Source organism: Oceanisphaera pacifica, from assembly GCF_017498065.1.
Classification (GTDB): domain Bacteria; phylum Pseudomonadota; class Gammaproteobacteria; order Enterobacterales; family Aeromonadaceae; genus Oceanimonas; species Oceanimonas pacifica.
Map to the genome: position 1 here is coordinate 17,963 of NZ_JAGDFX010000023.1, position 18,775 is coordinate 36,737.

General features: G+C 41.0%; 17 protein-coding genes and 4 pseudogenes. 7 read left to right on the forward strand and 14 right to left on the reverse strand.

Features of this window, described 5'->3' with window-relative positions:
• Positions 1–365: 365 nt before the first annotated feature.
• The 4 genes from J3U76_RS13915 to J3U76_RS13930 all read left to right on the forward strand — a co-directional run bounded on the left by J3U76_RS13915 (position 366) and on the right by J3U76_RS13930 (position 4,413).
• Complete coding sequence (locus tag J3U76_RS13915) at positions 366–1,328, forward strand: DctP family TRAP transporter solute-binding subunit (RefSeq protein WP_208006577.1); 963 nt, start codon at positions 366–368, stop codon at positions 1,326–1,328.
• A 114-nt stretch (positions 1,329–1,442) separates the two neighbouring features.
• Complete coding sequence (locus J3U76_RS13920) at positions 1,443–1,916, forward strand: TRAP transporter small permease (protein ID WP_208006578.1); 474 nt, start codon at positions 1,443–1,445, stop codon at positions 1,914–1,916.
• Positions 1,916–3,193 (forward strand): TRAP transporter large permease, encoded by a 1,278-nt coding sequence (locus tag J3U76_RS13925; protein WP_208006579.1) that lies wholly within the window; start codon positions 1,916–1,918, stop codon positions 3,191–3,193. The genes J3U76_RS13920 and J3U76_RS13925 overlap by 1 nt, the downstream gene beginning before the upstream one ends.
• A gap of 35 nt (positions 3,194–3,228) precedes the next feature.
• Positions 3,229–4,413, forward strand: coding sequence for a thiolase family protein (locus J3U76_RS13930; RefSeq protein ID WP_208006580.1), 1,185 nt, complete (start codon positions 3,229–3,231; stop codon positions 4,411–4,413).
• A 205-nt stretch (positions 4,414–4,618) separates the two neighbouring features.
• Here the strand turns inward: J3U76_RS13930 and J3U76_RS13935 are convergent.
• The 9 genes and pseudogenes from J3U76_RS13935 to J3U76_RS13975 form a co-directional block, all read right to left on the reverse strand.
• A pseudogene (locus J3U76_RS13935) lies at positions 4,619–4,834 on the reverse strand (transposase domain-containing protein); the annotation flags it as partial.
• Positions 4,835–5,141: 307 nt separating this feature from the next.
• Positions 5,142–5,261: pseudogene (locus J3U76_RS14790) on the reverse strand (transposase domain-containing protein); the annotation flags it as partial.
• A 409-nt stretch (positions 5,262–5,670) separates the two neighbouring features.
• On the reverse strand, positions 5,671–6,525 hold the full coding sequence (locus J3U76_RS13945; protein WP_208006582.1) for an HNH endonuclease: 855 nt from the start codon (positions 6,523–6,525) through the stop codon (positions 5,671–5,673).
• Positions 6,522–8,090: an AAA family ATPase gene (locus J3U76_RS13950; protein WP_208006583.1), complete on the reverse strand. Its 1,569-nt coding sequence runs from the start codon at positions 8,088–8,090 to the stop codon at positions 6,522–6,524. Before J3U76_RS13950 ends, J3U76_RS13945 begins: the two co-directional genes overlap by 4 nt.
• 124 nt (positions 8,091–8,214) lie before the next feature.
• On the reverse strand, positions 8,215–9,069 hold the full coding sequence (locus J3U76_RS13955; protein ID WP_208006584.1) for a NotI family restriction endonuclease: 855 nt from the start codon (positions 9,067–9,069) through the stop codon (positions 8,215–8,217).
• Entirely contained in the window at positions 9,048–10,124 is a 1,077-nt protein-coding gene (locus J3U76_RS13960; protein ID WP_208006585.1) for a DNA-methyltransferase, read from the reverse strand. The genes J3U76_RS13955 and J3U76_RS13960 overlap by 22 nt, the downstream gene beginning before the upstream one ends.
• Positions 10,125–10,829: 705 nt before the next feature.
• The gene (locus J3U76_RS13965) at positions 10,830–11,387 is read right to left on the reverse strand and encodes a hypothetical protein (protein ID WP_208006586.1); all 558 of its coding nucleotides are present in this window, start codon (positions 11,385–11,387) and stop codon (positions 10,830–10,832) included.
• Between the two features lie 125 nt (positions 11,388–11,512).
• Positions 11,513–11,776: a hypothetical protein gene (locus J3U76_RS13970; RefSeq protein ID WP_208006587.1), complete on the reverse strand. Its 264-nt coding sequence runs from the start codon at positions 11,774–11,776 to the stop codon at positions 11,513–11,515.
• 112 nt (positions 11,777–11,888) lie between these two features.
• Positions 11,889–12,683, reverse strand: a complete 795-nt coding sequence (locus J3U76_RS13975; RefSeq protein WP_208006588.1) for a hypothetical protein — start codon at positions 12,681–12,683, stop codon at positions 11,889–11,891.
• A gap of 430 nt (positions 12,684–13,113) precedes the next feature.
• Between J3U76_RS13975 and J3U76_RS14795 the strand changes: the two genes are divergently transcribed.
• Positions 13,114–13,224: a phage integrase N-terminal SAM-like domain-containing protein gene (locus J3U76_RS14795; RefSeq protein ID WP_208006596.1), complete on the forward strand. Its 111-nt coding sequence runs from the start codon at positions 13,114–13,116 to the stop codon at positions 13,222–13,224.
• Between the two features lie 260 nt (positions 13,225–13,484).
• On the opposite strand, the pseudogene J3U76_RS14800 reads toward J3U76_RS14795, so the two are convergent.
• Positions 13,485–13,631 (reverse strand): annotated as a pseudogene (locus tag J3U76_RS14800) (transposase domain-containing protein); the annotation flags it as partial.
• Positions 13,632–14,163: 532 nt separating this feature from the next.
• On the opposite strand from J3U76_RS14800, the gene J3U76_RS13990 reads away from it, so the two are divergent.
• Both J3U76_RS13990 and J3U76_RS13995 read left to right on the forward strand, forming a co-directional pair.
• The gene (locus tag J3U76_RS13990) at positions 14,164–14,526 is read left to right on the forward strand and encodes an adenosine deaminase (RefSeq protein ID WP_208006590.1); all 363 of its coding nucleotides are present in this window, start codon (positions 14,164–14,166) and stop codon (positions 14,524–14,526) included.
• Positions 14,526–16,313 carry an Lnb N-terminal periplasmic domain-containing protein gene (locus J3U76_RS13995; protein WP_208006591.1) on the forward strand — a complete coding sequence of 596 codons (1,788 nt, stop codon included), beginning with the start codon at positions 14,526–14,528 and terminating at the stop codon, positions 16,311–16,313. Before J3U76_RS13990 ends, J3U76_RS13995 begins: the two co-directional genes overlap by 1 nt.
• Before the next feature lie 105 nt (positions 16,314–16,418).
• On the opposite strand, the pseudogene J3U76_RS14000 reads toward J3U76_RS13995, so the two are convergent.
• The 4 genes and pseudogenes from J3U76_RS14000 to J3U76_RS14015 all read right to left on the reverse strand — a co-directional run.
• A pseudogene (locus tag J3U76_RS14000) lies at positions 16,419–16,556 on the reverse strand (Lrp/AsnC ligand binding domain-containing protein); the annotation flags it as partial.
• A 197-nt stretch (positions 16,557–16,753) separates the two neighbouring features.
• Positions 16,754–17,578: an IS66 family transposase gene (tnpC, locus tag J3U76_RS14005; RefSeq protein ID WP_208006592.1), complete on the reverse strand. Its 825-nt coding sequence runs from the start codon at positions 17,576–17,578 to the stop codon at positions 16,754–16,756.
• A gap of 35 nt (positions 17,579–17,613) precedes the next feature.
• Positions 17,614–18,240 (reverse strand): IS66 family transposase, encoded by a 627-nt coding sequence (locus tag J3U76_RS14010; RefSeq protein WP_208006593.1) that lies wholly within the window; start codon positions 18,238–18,240, stop codon positions 17,614–17,616.
• Positions 18,237–18,608 carry a hypothetical protein gene (locus J3U76_RS14015; RefSeq protein ID WP_208006594.1) on the reverse strand — a complete coding sequence of 124 codons (372 nt, stop codon included), beginning with the start codon at positions 18,606–18,608 and terminating at the stop codon, positions 18,237–18,239. Before J3U76_RS14015 ends, J3U76_RS14010 begins: the two co-directional genes overlap by 4 nt.
• Between the last annotated feature and the right edge of the window lie 167 nt (positions 18,609–18,775).

Here is an 18,775-nt window from a genome sequence, read left to right on the forward strand (position 1 = left end):
ATTCACTCCAACTACAAAATGATCGTGCTCCCACAATGATAGATTAGAGTTGATCAGGGTTCACTTTTGTTCACACCTAATTAACACTGCATGTTATCGCTTTGCTAGCCCCCTCTTCATCTGTGACCCGTTTGCCGGCCTAAGTGTTAACGCTATCCATTGTATGTTTGCACAAAGGGTAATAATTGTTTCGTGTTTGTAAATGTGCTCGTGCTCAAATTTTCTCTGCGGGGTTCTGTTAGTCTGGATAGTGACTCGATAGAAAACATGCTGTTTAAATTTGGACCATCATCTCACTCGGGGAGTCTGAATGATCTGAATGATTAGGATCCCAATCAAGCGTTAACGAAAAGGAATTTTTGATTATGAAAAAAACGATCATTGCTTCAACTCTATTTGCACTTGCCTCTAGTTATTCTTATGCAGACACTCTGAAGCTTGGGCACGTATATGATGTTAATCATCCTTGGCATAAGAGCGCCGAAGAAGCAGCTCGCAGGGTTGCTGAAAAAACGGAAGGCAGAGTAGAAATAAAGATTTTCCCATCCAGTGCTCTTGGCTCAGAGCAAGAACTTCTTGAACAGGTGATTGTCGGTGGTGTAGATATTGTTGAAGTCGGCTCAGGCCAACTTGGCAATATATTCAAGCCTATCATTATCACCGAAATGCCTTATATTTTCAGAGACAATGAACATTTGTTGCAGTTTTTCGAAAGCGAAACTGCGGATAAAATATTCAACGATTTTCATCAACAGTTTAACGCTCATATCGTAGGCTCTAGCACCTGGGGAGTACGGCATGTGATAGGTAACAAATCCATTACCAACCCTGAAGACTTTAACAATTTTAAACTACGTGTACCTGAACAGGCCATCACAATGGCCTATGCTAAAGCCATGGGCAGTAACCCGACGCCTGTCCCATACTCTGAGGCATATCTCGCCATGAGACAAAATATGGTCGATGGCTTAGAAAACCCACTGGGCTCAATCAGATCAATGAAGTTCTACGAAGTCGGTAACAATCTTAGCTTGACCGGCCATGTCATTACTGCTGTACACTATGTTGTTAATGATAATTCACTTCAATCTTTAAGTTCTCAAGACAAAGAAGCTGTGCTTAGTGTATTTAAAGGTATGGGGAGATACACTAAAAACCTTGTTGAAAAGGATGATAAAAACTCTCTAGAATTTTTCAAAGAGCAAGGTGTCAACATTGTAGAAGTTGATCGAGATGCCTTCAAAGAAAAAACAAAGAAAATGTCAGATGATTACAAGAAAAACTGGTCTGGATATGGTGATCTTTATACCGAGATCTCTAATCTTTAAACACTAGTGATTTGTAGTGAGTCGATGTATATCCGGAAAAGCCCTTTCTATATTGAAAGGGCTAATTTTTAAATTCGGACGAGCATGAAATTCTCTAACATATACGAGATTGACATGAAAAAAATCTATCTGAAAGTAGAGGCCGCACTACCTGCCATTATATTTTCTCTTATTTTTATAGTAATGATGATTAATATAATAACTAGAGAACTAAGCTCTAATGCGCTTGATTGGCCTATTGAACTCAGTAGGTATGCGTTAGTATGGCTTACTTTCCTAGGTTCTGTTTATTTGTTCAGAACAGATCAACACATCAGGGTGGATGCATTCTGGAATTACCTTCGCAGAAAAATTAATCCTACAACTATCACTATAATCGAGATAATAAAGCTATCTGTTATTATTTTTTTCTCCGGTTTTTTTTCTTACTATGGTTACATTTTTTCAGAGCGGTTAAAGTTTTTCAGCAGCCCCTCTCTAAACATTAGTCAATCTTATCTTTATATGATTGTACCTATATCTGGTGTTTTTATTACATTAATTACACTATTTAAAATATACAAAACGCTTAAAAAAGGATCTGAGTGATGTTAATACTAATAGGATTACTCTTTCTGTTCATGTTGCTAGGCATACCGATTGCATTTTCTATCGGCGCGGCCTCGCTATTCTATGTATTAATAGACCCTTCACTATCAGAAACAACAGCAATACAGAGGATGGTTGCTGGTGTTAACTCATTTACTTTCTTGGCTATTCCATTTTTCATTTTTGCCGGAAACCTAATGAACAGCGGTGGCATTACCCATAGAATATTTGAGTTTGCTGCCGTATGTGTCGGTCATATCCGTGGTGGCCTGGCGCATGTCAATGTTGCCTCAAGTGTTATTTTTGCTGGTATGTCTGGAGCCGCCGTCGCAGATGCCGGTGGTCTTGGTGCAGCAACCATAAAAGCTATGCGAGCTAAAGGATATGGTGAACCCGTTTCAATTGGTGTCACTGCTGCCTCCTCTATTATTGGCCCTATCATACCTCCCAGCATGGCGATCATTGTCTATGCTATAGCCTCATCTCAATCAATTGAGCGCCTGTTTGCAGCTGGCATTGCTCCTGGATTTTTAATGGCATTGTCACTAATGGTGATGATCTATATATTCAGTGAACGTCTAAAGTGTCCAGCTGAAAAAAAGGCAAACCGAAAGGAAATTTGGATTGCTTTAAGTCGTGCCCTTCCATCTCTTATGGCACCAGTAATTATTTTAGGTGGTATTTTTACCGGTATATTCAGCCCTACTGAATCAGCAGCTATTGCTTGTACCTATGCTATTATTCTAAGTATTATTTATAAAGAATTTAGCTATACCTCTTTCAAGACATCAGTAATGAACTCGGTTGTAACATCCGTTCAAGTTCTCTTGATTGTAGCTTCAGCTAACTTATTCGCTTGGATATTGACTAGCAAGGAAATACCACAAAGTATCTCTCAGGTAATACTTTCAACCACAGAAAGCTACCTGCTTGTTTTATTGGCTCTTAACTTATTGTTGCTATTAGTTGGTTTGTTTTTAGAGACCGTTGCTGCGATCAACCTGCTGGTACCGATTATTTTGCCAATAATGACCATTGGCTTTGGTATGGATCCTATTCAACTAGGTATTATTGTTGTACTTAACTTGATTATCGGCACCTTAACGCCACCTTTCGGTACAGTGCTTTTTGTGCTTAGCAGCGTTTCTAATACACCAGTAGAAAAAGTTACAAAATATACCGCAATATTTTTACCACCATTAATTATTGTTTTGATCTTAGTAAATATATTCCCAGGGCTGACTCTCTGGCTTCCAGACTTTTTCTTTGGAAAGTAATTAACTAACCATTCATCATTACTTTAGGAGTAACCATGAAAAATAACGACGATATCGTAATTGTCAGCGGTGTCAGAACTGCAATTGGTACACTAGGTGGCAGCCTTAAGGATGTACACCAGCATGACCTTGGTGCTAACACCATTCGCGAAGCAGTTTTACGCGCTGGTATTGAGCCATCCATGGTTGATGAAGTGATAGTAGGTAACGTAGGACAGATAGCCGAGAGTGGATTTATTGGCCGCATTTGCCAACTAAGAGCAGGCTTACCCAATGAAACAACCGCCTACTCGGTTAACAGACAATGCGGGTCCGGACTGCAAGCTGTAGCTGACGGTATGATGCAAATCCAAACCGGTCAGGCCGAGATAGTGGTGGCCTGTGGCACAGAAAACATGACTCAGCTGCCTTATTATGTTCGTAAAGGTCGTTATGGCTATAACATGGGTCACGGCTCTCTAGAAGATGGCCTAATTTCTATTCTTACTTGGCCGGAAGGTCCTTACCACAATGGTATAACAGCTGAAAATGTTGCAGATCGTTTCAACATCAGCCGTGAAGAAATGGATGATTTTGCTATATCCAGTCAACTTAAAGCAGCAAAAGCAATAGAAGACGGCCTGTTTAAAAATGAAATATTACCAGTAGAAGTTAAAGTCAGCCGTAAGGAAACCAAGCTGTTCGATACCGATGAACATCTCAGAATGGTTGACCGTGAAAAACTCGCCAACCTGCGCCCTGTGTTCAAGGAAGGCGGCAGTGTAACCGCAGCTAATGCCTCTGGTATTAATGACGGCGCTGCTGCTGTAGTACTAATGAAACGCTCCAAAGCTTTAGAGTTGGGTCTCACGCCTCATATGACCATCCGAGGGTGGTCGGTTGCCGGTTGCGAGGCCGCAATCATGGGCTTTGGCCCTGCTCCAGCAACTAAAAAGCTGCTTAAGAAATTTAACTTGGACGCCAATCAAGTTGACCTCTATGAAATTAATGAGGCATTTGCAGCTCAAGCGCTGGCTGTTATGAAGGATCTGCAACTAGATGAGCATCGGGTAAACGTGAATGGAGGAGCCATAGCACTAGGCCATCCTGTGGGGGCAACGGGCACCATTCTGACCGTTAAATTGATGTACGAGATGGAACGCAGAAAAGCTGATACTGGTCTCATCACCATGTGCATCGGTGGCGGTCAAGGTATTTCCATGCTCTTTGAACGTGGATAAATTTTAGAATTTTGCTGGTTATAAGCTACTATAGCCAGCTTTTATTCGTAAACAGCCAGAATTATAGATCTTTTGATCATATTGTCCAGAATAACACCATTCGTATCAAACATTGGATCTGTCTTATCCAGCTTTAATTACATAGTGATTTGTAAGCGCTCTTAAATCGGCACTTTGACGCTTAAACAAACACTTCACGAGTATGTTAGCTTAATTTTACATTCCATGGCAACAGAGCTTCGAGTTTTTCGAGCGTATCGGCAACAGCAATGTGGTCAAGAATGTATTTAATGTAGGTCTGTGGATCAAGGTTATTCGCCTTGGCCGTTTCTATTAGCGAGTAACACGCTGCACCGGCTTCTGCGCCTTTTCGTGTGTCGGCAAACAACCAGTTTTTACGACCAATGGCGAAGGCACGGATATGTTCTTTTAACTCGCTTGACATACAAAAATACGCTACGTGAAATTTAAGAGCGGATTGTCCGCTGCTATCTTTTATTATACGAGAAGAATTATTAACCTGCCGTACAAGCTTTAATTCTATCAATTACCTTGTCGCGAAAATCACCATGCCCACGCGTAGCTCTCGGGTGAGCAACTCTAAAGCATATGGCATTGGCTGCCTCAAACTCCCAGAATGTTCTGGAAATCACTTCTCTATTTCGATAACCACCGTAAGCGCCCTTAAATCAGCACTTTGGCGCTTAAATAAACACTTTTCGAACGCGTTAGCTTAACTTTACATTCCATGGCAGCAGGGTTTCGAGTTTTTCAAGCGTGTCGGCGACGGCAATGTGGTCAAGAATGTGTTTAATGTATCTCTGGGGATCAAGGTTATTCGACTTGGCCTTGAGCTATAGTCATTTGTGGTGTATGAGGAAAAAAGAAGGTGGCGTATCCTGTTGATTGTTTCGACCAAGAAATAACCAACAGTTGAGTGATACGCCATGACTAATATTACCTTGAATGTTCTTTCACAACCAGATGAAACTGGCGGAGCCCGGCGTTGATCCAAAAGTAGCAGCAAAAAAACTTGCAGAAAAAGGCCAAAAACAAGTTGTACTTGCAGCAGTACAAGAAACGTCACAACCAACGATATCAAATCAGCTCTCTAGCCCAGAAGCTTGAACTGAAGAGGGGTAAGGTCAAGCCCCTCTACCTAACGCCCGCATTTGCGGCAGGTTTGGAGCGGAGCGGAAAACCTGTCCGACAACATGCGCTTGTTAGCCTAAGTTTCATATTTTAGAACAAGCGATTTTAACCACTTTTAAATTCATTAAACCCACCATCACAGAACCATTCACTATTCATCATCGCCTGGTAAGCTGCTGTGTTCCATGAATTAACATGATTATTTCGCCGCGATTCTTCCTCCTCTTCGAGATAGGCCTTCACAGAATTTTTTCCTCCTTTTTGATGGAGTCTGTTTAATCGGAACTGAATTTCCGTCACGGTTGAATTTGCATTCGACATATACAAACTTCCAAGATCTAGCTCTCTGAAGTGAAATTTAATTCTTTCGTTGAGTGCCTCATCATAAACATCAACATCCGATGTATGGAATCGAATAGCTCCAGGGCTTTCTTCTTTTACTTCGGCAAAGAGCCACTGTTCACATGTTACATCATCATAATAAGGATGGAGTGTTTGTTCGCTTTCGCTGCCAGGGACTTTATCCAATTTTGCTTTGTTACAATCTGAGCAGGCTGGTATCAAATTCAGTGGGACAACGATCAATGAGGGAAAATCAGATTTTGGTAAAAAGTGGTCTAAGGTTGAGACTACTCGCTGGCCACATAACGGGCAGATTCCATTTGGTGCTGCGTTTTTAAGTTGATCATATAAAGCTCTTCCTGGAGCTTTTTTTCCAACCATTCTTTGCGTATAAACTTTCTCCATCTCGGCCTTACCTACTACGCCGTCAACACCATCACTACTCTCAATCAAGAACCACTGTTGCTCCTCAGACTTCTCTTGATATTCCCGAGCAGCTATCTCTATAGAGCCTGAGATTTTAAGAAATCTTTCTTTTAGAGCTCTATTTCTAACCTTACTTATGCACGTTTCATATACGTCTTTTGCAACCAGATCGGGCTTAGCAATTACCTTCATGCTTCACCTCTGTCTACTTCCTTGTCGAGAAATAGTCCTCGTAATACGCCTCTAGCCTCTGCACCAAGCTGGCCATTGAACTTTCTCAGTGCCTGCTTATAGGTGTCTGCAGACTCAGCTTCTTTTTTTAGCATCTGATGGAAGCCTGAATCGGTTACTTCCAACCCAAACACCTCTCGTGTCAATACGCCCACATTTTCACCAAATGTTTCAGTTTCAGGCCTTTCAGCAACGGCATCAAACCCACTTCGCCTTAACTTCCATACACAACTTTTAGGTACTTCTTGGAGTATTACAGGGGAATGTGTTGCAATAACCGCCACCGCATTTCTATGAGAGAGCAATTCAGATAAAGTACGTATAAACGCCGAAAGTAGCGGAGGATGTAGGTGGGATTCGGGCTCATCCAAAAGAACTAGGGTTTTCTCCTCAATTTTTTCAACTAACTTAGCAATAGTCAGTAATACAATTGCATGGCCTGAACTTAGCTTGGCAAAAATGTTTTTCGTAGTATTCTCCAAATCATCAGTTGAAGACAGTACTACATCGGCAAGTGCAATATCTTTAAAAAGACTATCTGTTTCTAGATCTCGAATTGCCTCAACCAATCGATCTTGGTATCCAAATCGCCGAATATTGTTTAAACAATAGGAAAATTCTCTATTTAGCATTGGGCGGCTCATAGGAATGTGTTCGCCATCTTTGGTTGTTGATTCCTGTTTTAAACCGATATAAGCGTAATTGAGCCCCTCTGTTTTATCTTTCCGTTCAGGTATCGGCTCAAAAGGATCAAATGCGCTAAATGCTACAGAAACGACACCAGCAAACATTTCTTGAAGATCTTCTCTCTTAGTAGACTCCTTGCGACCAGTTACAACTGAAAAACACCCATCACTCTCTTGAGTTGTGTCAGTATCCACAAGAGCCTTAACCATTTTATGAAGAAGGTAGGTTTTACCAACACCATTTCGACCAATTAAGACATGAATATTTGAAGGAGGGTTAGATTCTGGATCGACATAAAAATCCAAATCTAATCCAGCAGAACTTTTTCCTTGCGGAAGCGAATAAGAGAAATCAAATTCTGTACGCAGCTTTCCGCCATTAAGTAATCGCTTAAACTGCCCTTTTATTGAAGCAATACTTACTTCTCGCAGCAAAGATTCCTTCATTACCTTTTCATTGAAAGCGATATCATAAGTACTATGATCATGCACTACATCGTTTAAGCTTTTTAAAATGCAGGCCCTTAGTTCTTGATCTAAAGCATATAGGTTTTGATAGTATTCATCGCTTTGCCCAAGTGCAAAGAAAGCTTTATCTAGTGCTGGGAATTCTTTGGGAAGTTTTTTTTGAGTCCACCCACTCTCTTGACCTACATAGCCAATTTTTACTCCCCCGATATCATGTTCCTCTCCATTTGCGTCATAGACCACTAGGTGAAATGTAGATTTAAAACCAAAATCATCCCAGTTATTCGCCTCCAGATAGGCAATATTTACAGTACGCTTTCGTTTAGAGTAGTAGCGCGAATAAGGGGGAACGTTGAATAGCAAATCAACCATATCATCTACCCATTATTTATAATTTTAGAAAATTAAGCCAGATTCAATCAGGCTAACGCCGCGCTCTGCGGCAAATTTGGAGCGCAGCGGAAAATTTGTCCGACAGCAGCGCCTTGTTAGGTGCTTATACTGTCATTAGTGTCGAGTCTGAAATTTTGGCTTCTAGCTTTTCTATAATTTCTTCGAGTTCTATTCGTGCTTCAGTTTCCAAGCCTAAACAAGTAGAAATCCCTTCCGCGTCAGTACTCTTTCGATCTGCCAAATTCAAACGAAAATTACCTTCATTATTGCTTAGCTCATAAGCATGAAAGTGCATTGAGTCACCAACTCTTGCATTATCATTTATATGAGCAAATGAGAACTCTCTGGCCATATATTCTAATAAGTGATTTTGTACCACTAGCACAAGATGCTTATTAATATGTTCAAATGTCTCAATTTTATGATGCATTTGAACTAGAATTGTTTTGGCCGTCATCTTCCAGTTCATGCCAAATGGCTTAGTTGAATCAATATCTTCTTGCTTCGCGTCAATTCCTTTTGAACTCACAAATCGTTGCCTAAAGGGCCAGACAGTTCCAGTTGTATCAAGCGTTTGCAATTCAATTGCGACGAAATCTTTAACTTTTCTGTCGCGAGTAGAAACTAGAAAATAGTCAACATTACCACCAGGAATTCCGACCTCTGCTACAACGTGCAACTCGTTTCCTGGCTCATGAGAAGTAAGCAAGTGAAGGCAGTCGATAAATATTTGCCTTCTTTCAAGAAGTCGATGAGGACAGATTATTACATCCTTTTTGTCTCTGCCATAAGTAACTGAGCAAGTACCTATAGTTAGCTCTGCTTCGCTCTTTCTGTTTTTTAAACACTTTCGGCCAAGATAAGGACATTGTTGTTGGCCAACAAGATCATTCCAATCAGTTTCGTTGTTATGAATAGAAATGCCGTATATTTCTGCTATATTGTTTGCTGATGCCATTCGCTACATCTTTCCTCTGCTAATTCTAAATACTCTTCCGATAAGTCTACGCCAATCGATTTTCTATTAAATGATTTTGCAACAAGCATTGTCGTACCTGTACCACAAAAGGGGTCGAAGACAATCCCGTCAGGGGGGCAGGTAGCGAGAATAGGGATTTTGCAAAGATCTTCTGGGTAAGCTGCGTAGTGTTTTTTACGCTTTTGGGTATCTTCAGGCAAAATATCCCAAACATCACTAGGCTTACTACCTTTAGGGTGATACCTAAGAATACAGTACCCCTTATCTCTAAGCTCTTTGGCTCGTCCTGAAACTTTCTCTGAATCAGAGTGTGTTGCTCTTTGTTGGCCACGAATGATCATTCTAAAGTCAGATAACTCACCCTTTCTGATTTTTTCTAGCGTTTCGTTAAGAGCACCTAGAGCATTCTTTTTTTCTTCCATACTTAAATCAGTAGACAGTTCTATTTGGCGCTTGTATCTCACTCCGCTGACTCCAGTCGCTGATACGACAGCTCCGTTTTCTACTTTGGCCTCGCGAGGTTTTTTCCTGACTGCATCAGCATCGTAATAATAACCTTTAGACTTTTTTACAAAGTGAAATACGTTTTCATGGATGTTTCTCAACTTATCTTTGGAATTATCAGGTGCCCCTTTTACTTTATTCCAAATTACGGAGTTTCTTAAGACCCAGCCCTGCTCATCAATTAGCTCAAAAGCAATTCGCCACGGGATGCCTAATAGAGCTTTGCTCTTATAGGTGTCTCCAATATTCAACCAAAATGAGCCTTCATCTTTAAGGACTCTTTTAAGTTCAAGAAAGACTTCACATAGTTCATTGATATAATCTTTATGATTTTTCTCTAGACCAATGCCTCCGCCTTCATATTGGCGCTGCCCCCAATATGGTGGGCTTGTAATACACATATCTATAGATTGATCGGGCATTGATTTAAGTACTTCAAGGCAATCGCCTTGAATAAATACAGGAGTGATGCTTGCATCACTCCTGTATTTATTTAGATCTTTTTTGATTTGATTGCTTAAGGATGTCATATCTTCTCAATTGTGTGCTTTCTTAGCTTCTCGGTCAGCAAGTTCTTTTATCCAAGCAGAAACAGAAAGCTTGGCTTTTTCTGCTGCCTTCTTGTAAAGAGCTTTCTGCTCTGGAGTTACCCTTATTGGAGACAAAGTCTCAGAAGCAGAATTTGATTTTGGGGGTCTTCCCCGAGGCTTATCAATGTTCATAATGAGGAGTATTATTGTATATACAATAAATATAAGCAACAGATACTTTTGCACAGATGAATCTAGCTACTGGAGGACACCTAACGCCGCCAACACAGGCGAGCGTCAGCGAGTCCAGCCAGCTTGCTGGCGTTTGTGATTGGCCTTGTTATGAGCTTAAGTAAAAGTACGAATTTACCTCTGTGCTCCGAAAGTATCAGATAAAACGCCCGCGCCGCCGCTGCCAATATTGAATGTAGCTCGCCGGATGTTCAACGAGATGCCCAGCTGAGATATTGAATATTGAGAACCACAGCCAAGTACCTTGCCCAACTCTCCGAAAGACAATGCCAACGCTGCCCTTTTACTCTGCCCTTTCAGTCAGCTCGATAATAACGTTATAAATTGACTCCGTGGCTGGCAGACTATTGACTCATAACGCCTCGTTAAGAGGCAATAAAATTGTTGGCTAAAATTAGCGACGAAGGAGCAAAAGCCAACTGTTTTTTGTCCTTTTAAACGACTTGTTATACGCTAAATACTCAATACGACAACTTCTACTTTACCATGTTTATCATAAGGTTGAATTTGCATTTTAATTTGATTCTCGTTTGTTAGCTCTAACGAACTTTCCGAAGCTTTATATTTACTATAAATAACATTAACAGCATTAATGCCTAAAGCGATTTCTTTTTCCATGCGAAGAACCAAACCAAACGAAGTTGTAGCACCACCATTTGTTCTATAAAGAACATAGCTTTCATCACCAACCTTTAGTCTGTTTATTTCCTCGAAAGAATAATCCACACCTTTAGTTGTTATATCCGCGTAATCAAGCTTTGCAAAAGTAAATGTTAAAAAACAAGGAATAGCCAAACAAACCGAAATAATAACACCTATTACTTTTACCGATTTAGTGTCCCTTAACGTAGACCAAAAAAATGCAGAAATAGGTAAAATAATCGCTAATACCATAACAAATAGGTAATTATATTTGGTATTAACAAACCTTAGCTCCCATGGAAAATAGATCATATTAAGGCAAGTTGTCAAAGTAACAATAATTAGAAGTATATTTGAGACTTGTTTCATGTGACCAAAACCTGAGTAGCGTATAACGCCCTCGTTAATGGGCAAAATTTAGTTGGCTAAAATTGTTGAGGAACGAAACACAGCCAACTGTATTTTGTCCTGATTAAACAGCTTGTTATATGCCATTACCACCAGACTCTAGCATGAATTGCTAAAGAAAATAAAACATAACCCACACCCGAAATACCCCAAAAGAATTTAGGAGAATTTAAAGTTTTAATACTTACAAAGGCTGATAGAGCGATCAAGACTAAGCCAATAAATAAACTAGGATTTGGGAAAGCATCGTAACCGTGACCTACTTCTATTGATGGTATTGGCGGAATAGCTAAAGCTAGTGCAGCAAACACCAAAATAACGATTAATAATTGATAAAGAGCAGGTTTCACAAATCATCCTTGAAAGGCATATAACGCCCCAATAACCGGCAGCTGGAATGTAGCGAAGCGCAGTGTAAGCTGTCCGGCGCCGCAGGCGCGTAGTTGATTGGTTTGTTATGAATCATATGCTTGGCAAATGTACTTTAGGGCCTTTCCATGAAAATGCCTCAAGCAACCTCTGAAAGATCGAGTGTAGTGCTTCCATTGATGCTGGAGATACATCGACCTCTCCATAATGACCATCAGCCATGGTGTTCCCATACTTGGTTCCATTTAGGCAATTTAACATCAAGGCACCGTTTTCGGATTTTACGAGTTCATTGTCGATGGGCTGAAGTTCAAGGGGTTGAGGTGGCAGACCTCTTCGTCCGGCTCCGAGCCCTCGTGACCTATCTTCCATATGCTGGGAAGTATTTCTTACGCCTCGTAGGTCAGGAAAAGAGATTCCGATTTCATCGTGCAGCCCTGAGATTTCTTCAGGAACATTTGGCTGATTTTTTAGAACTCTTAGAAACTTGTCGAATGAATCTAGAGCATACAAGAATGCACGAGCATGCATAAAGGCTTGATTGTGCTCAAATTCTCTGGGTAATTTGCCGGACTGCCACTGCTCTCGCTTAAATATTATTTCTGTTTGTAGATGTATTTCATCCCATACAGAATGGTCATATGGGTTTCCGTACTTTTGCACTATTTCTCGTCGGATTTCAGATCGACGATTAGCATCTGCTTCCCATTGCTCTCTAGATGGAGGCCTTCTATCTCTTTGTAAAGTATGTAGGAACATATTAAAAGCAAGATTAGCTTCGTAAAACTGACCTTCTAAGCTACGAAGAATGCCTTCTATTTCCCAACTCCATTCTCGATCTTCGCTTTCAAGCCAAGTTCCTGGCTTCACTATTTCATAGATATACATCGATCCCTCCTGGATTCATAACAGCTAATTCAACGACAAGTGACATCTATGCAAACCGCATCTATTTCGCGAAGCGTAATCTTAAATATTTAAATTAACTTATTTATCAAACACTTAAACTGCGCAGTAGTGACACATCAAGAAATAAGCGTCAAATGTCGTTTTTTACACAAAGTTTCTGTTCGCTTATTTATTTGTAAGTTTATCGACTACTGCTGATTTTTCAGTAGTTTATAAGCTTTATAGAGCAAAATCATGAAGTTTTACGACAATTGTCGTATAGATCCGCGTTTCATTAGGAAATTATCACCGCAGCAGCTAGGCCACTATGTATTAAAGTGAGCGTATGGTTATGGATGTACCACCCAGACTGCCAGACAAACCAACTCGCTTCATTGCTCCACTGCGCACTTTGATTCGTAGTTGAAATCTGGCCTACAAAACCGAGCAAACCTATTGTCATTGGATTAAGCGGTTTATTCGCTTTCATGGCATGCGCCACCCCTCCACCTGTTCAAACACTGCTATATTTACTTCGTAACCCGTAATTATGCATCGCTCCAATGGGTTATACGGGTGCAGAGCGTCTCCCTGCCTAAGCGGCGCTCTGCATCCTCCTATCTCTTGGCTATGAGGCATAATGACCCTTCTGCCTTTGTGTTAGCCAGCTATCTACCTCTCTCAACCTAAACATCACCGCTGCCTGCCGTGACTCTCCCATTTTTATGGGTCGTGGGAAAGTAGGATCTCTTTTTATGTAAGCGCCCTTAAATCAGCACCCTTGCAGAACGGCTACTTAGCTTAATCCAGCTCTACATTCCATGGCAGCAGGGCTTCGAGTTTTTCTAATGTGTCAGCGACAGCTATGCGGTCAAGAATGTGCTTGATGTAGGCTTGTGGATCGAGGTTATTTGCTTTGGCGGTTTCTATCAGTGAGTAACGAGCGGCGCGGTGTATGTCAGCCAGGTTGGCGTTGGATTGCGAGCTCAGTGTTTGTACGATGGCACCGATGAGATGGAGTGGAGAGAGCTGCCGTAACCGTTTGATAAAGCCAGTCTTACGGGCCAGACCGAGCAGGTATTGAGGTTCAAACAGGGATTTAAGATTTTGCTGGATAGTGGTAATCTTCATGGGTGCTGTCTGTTGTGAGTTTTTTGATTTTTGGCGAAACCATTAGATCACAGCAGCAGCACACTTCAAACCATTTTTCTGATAAATCAATCGACTAGCCTCCCTACAGCAAGCTTTGACAGCAGCCTCCGCTTAAGATCCTACGAATGAGTTGGTTGTAACATAACAATTACCTCGCTCATAAGTAGCTTTATTTTTCCCTGATGATTGATCTTAAAGAGGGAGATTAGTTTCCTAAGGCTGCTATAGCAGATTTATTGCAATTTGGAGTTTTATTTGAATCTTCTTTTGACAAAAACTGTCGCAGTAGTATAATCCGCATCAAAAATAATTGATGATAGGAATGATGATGAAGGGATTGAAAGTTGTTGCTGCTGTGAGCTTAGTTGTAGCTTTATCTGGTTGTTCTAGTATTTTAACTGAGAAGACCCAGCGCGTTAATGTTGTTTCTAATGCTAAAAATCTTCAAGTAGAAATCGATGGCCAAGTGCAGAACGCACCAGGTATCGTTACCATTCTTAAAGAAAATAAAGATAAAACTCTAACTGTAAAAACCGAAGGTTGTGAGCAGCAAATTGCTTTAAACAAGCAAGTTGAGCCTACTTTCTTTGTTAATATTTTATCTGGGGGTGCTTTTGGTTCTACAACTGATTACTCCACTGAAAAAATGTGGCGTTACCAAGAGTCTGTTGAGATCCAGTGCGCTCAGTAATGAATTTATTATCTTATATAAAAAGAAGCCTAGCGGCTTCTTTTTTTTTAGTAAGTCTAAATGCTTACTGTCATATTAATTCGCTTGATGACATTAGTGTGAGCGAAGAGAATCAGCTGCGCGCTTTATTTCATATCCAAGATGATGCACCTAAAATATTAGATAATAAATTTTTATTGCAGTCACCTTATATAGGATTTAAACAAGAACTTAAAAATAATTACGCTGACTTTATATCGGAAGAGACGAGAGGCAGTTATCTTTGTCGCTTTCCTGCTCGATCATTGTGGTTGTCCCGTAAACTTTCAATGCTGCCTCCTAGCTTTCAACATTGTGAAGAGTTAAGCCGTTATCTGAGATCTGTGCCTGCAGATGCTATTAGTGTTATCTATGCTTCTGAGAACATTGTCAGTCCGAGCAGCTTTATGGGGCACTCTTTTCTTAAGCTTAAAGATAAAGATGATAATTTCAGTCATGCTGTCTCATACTTTACTAATGTAGAAGGGTTTAATTTACCTAAGATAATGTTTGAGTCCTTGGTAACGGGTAAGGAAGGTTATTTTATAATATCCCCTTATCAAGAGGCTAAAGATTATTATAAGGATATTGAGGGTAGGAATGTTTATGAATATAACTTGTTGCTGGATGGTTTCGAAAGAGAACTCATTAAATTACATCTTTGGGAATTGAAAGATAAGAAAATAGATTATTATTTCCATACCAATAACTGTGCCACTTTGACGCTGGATATTTTGTCTATCGTTGAGCCCAGTTTAATAAAGTACAGTGAAGAGTGGCTGAGTCCTCTTGATGTTATAAAGTATATCAATGACACTAGCATGGTTAAAAATACTGAAGCTGCTCCTGCAATTGGCTGGCGAGTTAGAGCTTTTGGTGAGGTATATAGTTACGCTCAGCGCCAAGCATTTTTAAGAGCAGTGAAGTCAGGAAGTATCAGCACTCACCACTCGGGGCAAGAACCAGATTATTTAAGTTATGAATATCAACAAGCCCTAAATGACTGGCTTTACCAATCTGAGGAACTGACTAAAAAAGTTTATGAAAAGAATAACGCAGTATTATTAAATGAGACTTCGGACTATGAATTAGATTTAAGTGGGTATAAAAACCCTATATTACGCTCGCCAGATAGTCAGCTGGCAATAGGTTTTAATCATAATGAATATAATAAGGAGTTGTTGTTTTCTTGGTTGCCAGCTTCTCATTTATTAACTGACGATAATACTAATGCATTTAGCGAGTCCTCATTGGAGGTGTTAAAGAGCACTGTTAGTATTAATGAAAGAAGTGTTTCATTGCATGAATTAACTTTATATGGAATTGAGAGCTATATTCCTTACGATTCTATCGTTGGAGGTTGGTCTGGCAAGTTTAAGCTAGGCTGGGAACGGGGCGGTTATGCATCGTATGGGCATAATGAACGCTTTAATTTAACTGCAGCATTAGGAATGGCGACAGATATACACCCTGCTATGTTGACTTATTTAACTTTTGGTTCTGAAGTGTCCGCTAATAACAGAGGGTTGTGGGCAGCTCCTCAATTAGAGACCGGCAGTTTCATGTATTTAGCCGGCGGCTCTAAACTTCGTCTTAAATATCGATTAAACTTTAATGAATTGAATGATAGTGAATTTATTTATGCTATGGAATTAACTAATACACATTATTTTAATAAAAATGTGGCATTTGATATTGGTTTGGCTAAGTATGTAGGCGAACAGGTTAATGAATCACAGCTGTTATTTAATTACAGATATTATTACTAATGTTGTATAGCTTAGGTGGCAATTGTTAATTTAACGCTTGCTTCGCGAAGCACTATTTTTGAAATGGACAGCGAAGCCCTAAGCTATATACTTAAGATTTTTAATTTAACCTAAGTGATCCAGCGGCAATGCCGTTTCGTGCTTGATTCGCCTTAGCACAAAGCTGGAGCGCACGCCGGTCACGCCATTTACTCGGGTGAGTTTTCCCAGTAAAAACTGCTGATAATGTTCCATATCACGCACTCATTCGTAGGATCTTAAGCGGAGGCTGCTGTCAAAGCTTGCTGTAGGGAGGCTAGTCGATTGATTTATCAGAAAAATGGTTTGAAGTGTGCTGCTGCTGTGATCTAATGGTTTCGCCAAAAATCAAAAAACTCACAACAGACAGCACCCATGAAGATTACCACTATCCAGCAAAATCTTAAATCCCTGTTTGAACCTCAATACCTGCTCGGTCTGGCCCGTAAGACTGGCTTTATCAAACGGTTACGGCAGCTCTCTCCACTCCATCTCATCGGTGCCATCGTACAAACACTGAGCTCGCAATCCAACGCCAACCTGGCTGACATACACCGTTGTTTTAAGGTGTAGTCGATAGCCGCTCTCAGTGCGCCGCATTTCATAATTCTGGCGGCGTTGGTCTCCAGCCATTGTTTAAAATCGTTCAGTACCGGCACGCTGATTTCTTGGCGCGCCGTTAATCGCTCTGCATCGGTTTTATCTGCTATGTTGCTTTCTATGCGATACAGTTTGCGGATATAGCTGAGCGCGATATCGGCTTTATTTACGATGCCTTTTTTAGCTTTAGCTCTGGCTTTAGGGTCAGTACTTTTATTGGCTTCCACAAATTTACGGCGTGCATGATCCCAGCATCCAATGCGGGTAATGCTGTTTTGTTTGCATACTTTACTGTAACCAGAATAACCATCAGCTTGCAGCACGCCATTAAAATCATCGAGCAGGCGCACAGCCACGCTACCGGCACGCGACGGATCGTATTCAAAGAGCACGCTGAGTTGATGGGGCGGCCCACCTCGGGTCACCCACATCCACTTATCAGATTGTGCTGCTTTTCCGTCTTCTTTCAGCACTTGTAGACGGGTTTCATCAGCTTGAAGATAATCACCGCTGTTTTGCACTTCTCGCATCAGGTGCAGCAAGGGTTGAGCCGCCTCAGCAAAGCGCATGCACCATTGCGCCATGTTATTACGGTAAATCGACTGGCCTAGCCTTTTGAATTTACTTTCTTGACGATACAGCGGCATGCCATACACATATTTGTCGGTAATAATGTGCGCAATCAGGGGGTAGTGACCGAGCACTTACCAAAGGGGTGTACCGGACGTTGCGCGGCCACCATTTGGTCATCTTTGGTATCATAGTTAGCGGTAAACACGGCTTTTTCTTGCCAATGCTCTAACACTTTGAGTTGAGCGGGGATGTAGTGCAGCTCTTCTTTCACTTTGGTGAAGAAGGTCTTCTCCGCGCCGGCCTTTTCAAGCTCAGTCAGCGTATGCTCAATGCGCTCGCGCACCAAGTTTGCCGAGAAGCCCCGCTGGCGTGTTTGGCGTACTTTACGCTGCTGGGCAATTTCTTCACTTTCTTCAAGCGTTTCAGGCAGCACATCAAACAGTTCATCGAGTTGGGTTTCCAGCTCGGCTTCATCAAAGAGATTGAGCTGAAAGGTGGATTTCTCGCTGCTGGCACTGAACTTCTGCGTTTTGAGCAGGCGGTTCATTTCTTCCAGTAGCTCGATACGACGATGGGCAGCGTCTAACGCTTTATCTTGATTTAATAAGCGCGCATTTTGGTCATCAATAACAGTTTGAAACTGCTGCTGCATCTGAGCCATAACCAAACGCAAATCAGCGGCACTAAGGCCGCTTAAATCAGGGGTTTTAATGGTGCGTTTGACGTGTTTTTTCATGCCCAAAGTTTAGACAAAATAGCCCAAATCATAAATATTATTACACCCAACCCTAGAAAAGTGAGTATATTTGATAGGCTATCAGTGTTTTCGTTCTTCGACTCTTCCACGCATCCTATTTTTGTACTTTTTTTATCCTGCTGTTTTTTTATTTCCACTGTAACTCTAAGCTCATCTTTTATAGATTGAACTCTATATTTCATGTACAAAGCCTTGGTCGTCTGTTCAGAGCCTCCACTATGTGCGAGCGCTTTAGCCCAAAGTCCTTCCCGAACTGCACCCTGATCAAGTTCATTTGCGACCTGCTCATAAAGCTGCTCTTCAATAATCCGAGATTTTGCAGAGTTGTTTTTTATGCTTTCAAACAATGTTCTACCCTTTCTTACCTAACGCATACACCATATGTACCGGTGATTTTCAACCCAGTTGTCCAAATAAGACTGTCTAAGCAGCCATTTTATTTCGCTCCATTTCCTCGAGTTTACAGGGATTGAGCGAGACAGCTCCCGTCACTTCCCAGTTTCGGGTATTACCC

Excerpts from the sequence above, each read along its gene's own strand:
- J3U76_RS13915 (WP_208006577.1), top strand. The coding sequence starts at position 366 with ATGAAAAAAACGATCATTGCTTCAACTCTATTTGCACTTGCCTCTAGT.
- J3U76_RS13920 (WP_208006578.1), top strand. The coding sequence starts at position 1,443 with ATGAAAAAAATCTATCTGAAAGTAGAGGCCGCACTACCTGCCATTATA.
- J3U76_RS13925 (WP_208006579.1), top strand. The coding sequence starts at position 1,916 with ATGTTAATACTAATAGGATTACTCTTTCTGTTCATGTTGCTAGGCATA.
- J3U76_RS13930 (WP_208006580.1), top strand. The coding sequence starts at position 3,229 with ATGAAAAATAACGACGATATCGTAATTGTCAGCGGTGTCAGAACTGCA.
- J3U76_RS13945 (WP_208006582.1), bottom strand. The coding sequence starts at position 6,525 with ATGAAGGTAATTGCTAAGCCCGATCTGGTTGCAAAAGACGTATATGAA.
- J3U76_RS13950 (WP_208006583.1), bottom strand. The coding sequence starts at position 8,090 with ATGGTTGATTTGCTATTCAACGTTCCCCCTTATTCGCGCTACTACTCT.
- J3U76_RS13955 (WP_208006584.1), bottom strand. The coding sequence starts at position 9,069 with ATGGCATCAGCAAACAATATAGCAGAAATATACGGCATTTCTATTCAT.
- J3U76_RS13960 (WP_208006585.1), bottom strand. The coding sequence starts at position 10,124 with ATGACATCCTTAAGCAATCAAATCAAAAAAGATCTAAATAAATACAGG.
- J3U76_RS13965 (WP_208006586.1), bottom strand. The coding sequence starts at position 11,387 with ATGAAACAAGTCTCAAATATACTTCTAATTATTGTTACTTTGACAACT.
- J3U76_RS13975 (WP_208006588.1), bottom strand. The coding sequence starts at position 12,683 with ATGTATATCTATGAAATAGTGAAGCCAGGAACTTGGCTTGAAAGCGAA.
- J3U76_RS13990 (WP_208006590.1), top strand. The coding sequence starts at position 14,164 with ATGAAGGGATTGAAAGTTGTTGCTGCTGTGAGCTTAGTTGTAGCTTTA.
- J3U76_RS13995 (WP_208006591.1), top strand. The coding sequence starts at position 14,526 with ATGAATTTATTATCTTATATAAAAAGAAGCCTAGCGGCTTCTTTTTTT.
- tnpC (WP_208006592.1), bottom strand. The coding sequence starts at position 17,578 with ATGCCGCTGTATCGTCAAGAAAGTAAATTCAAAAGGCTAGGCCAGTCG.
- J3U76_RS14010 (WP_208006593.1), bottom strand. The coding sequence starts at position 18,240 with ATGAAAAAACACGTCAAACGCACCATTAAAACCCCTGATTTAAGCGGC.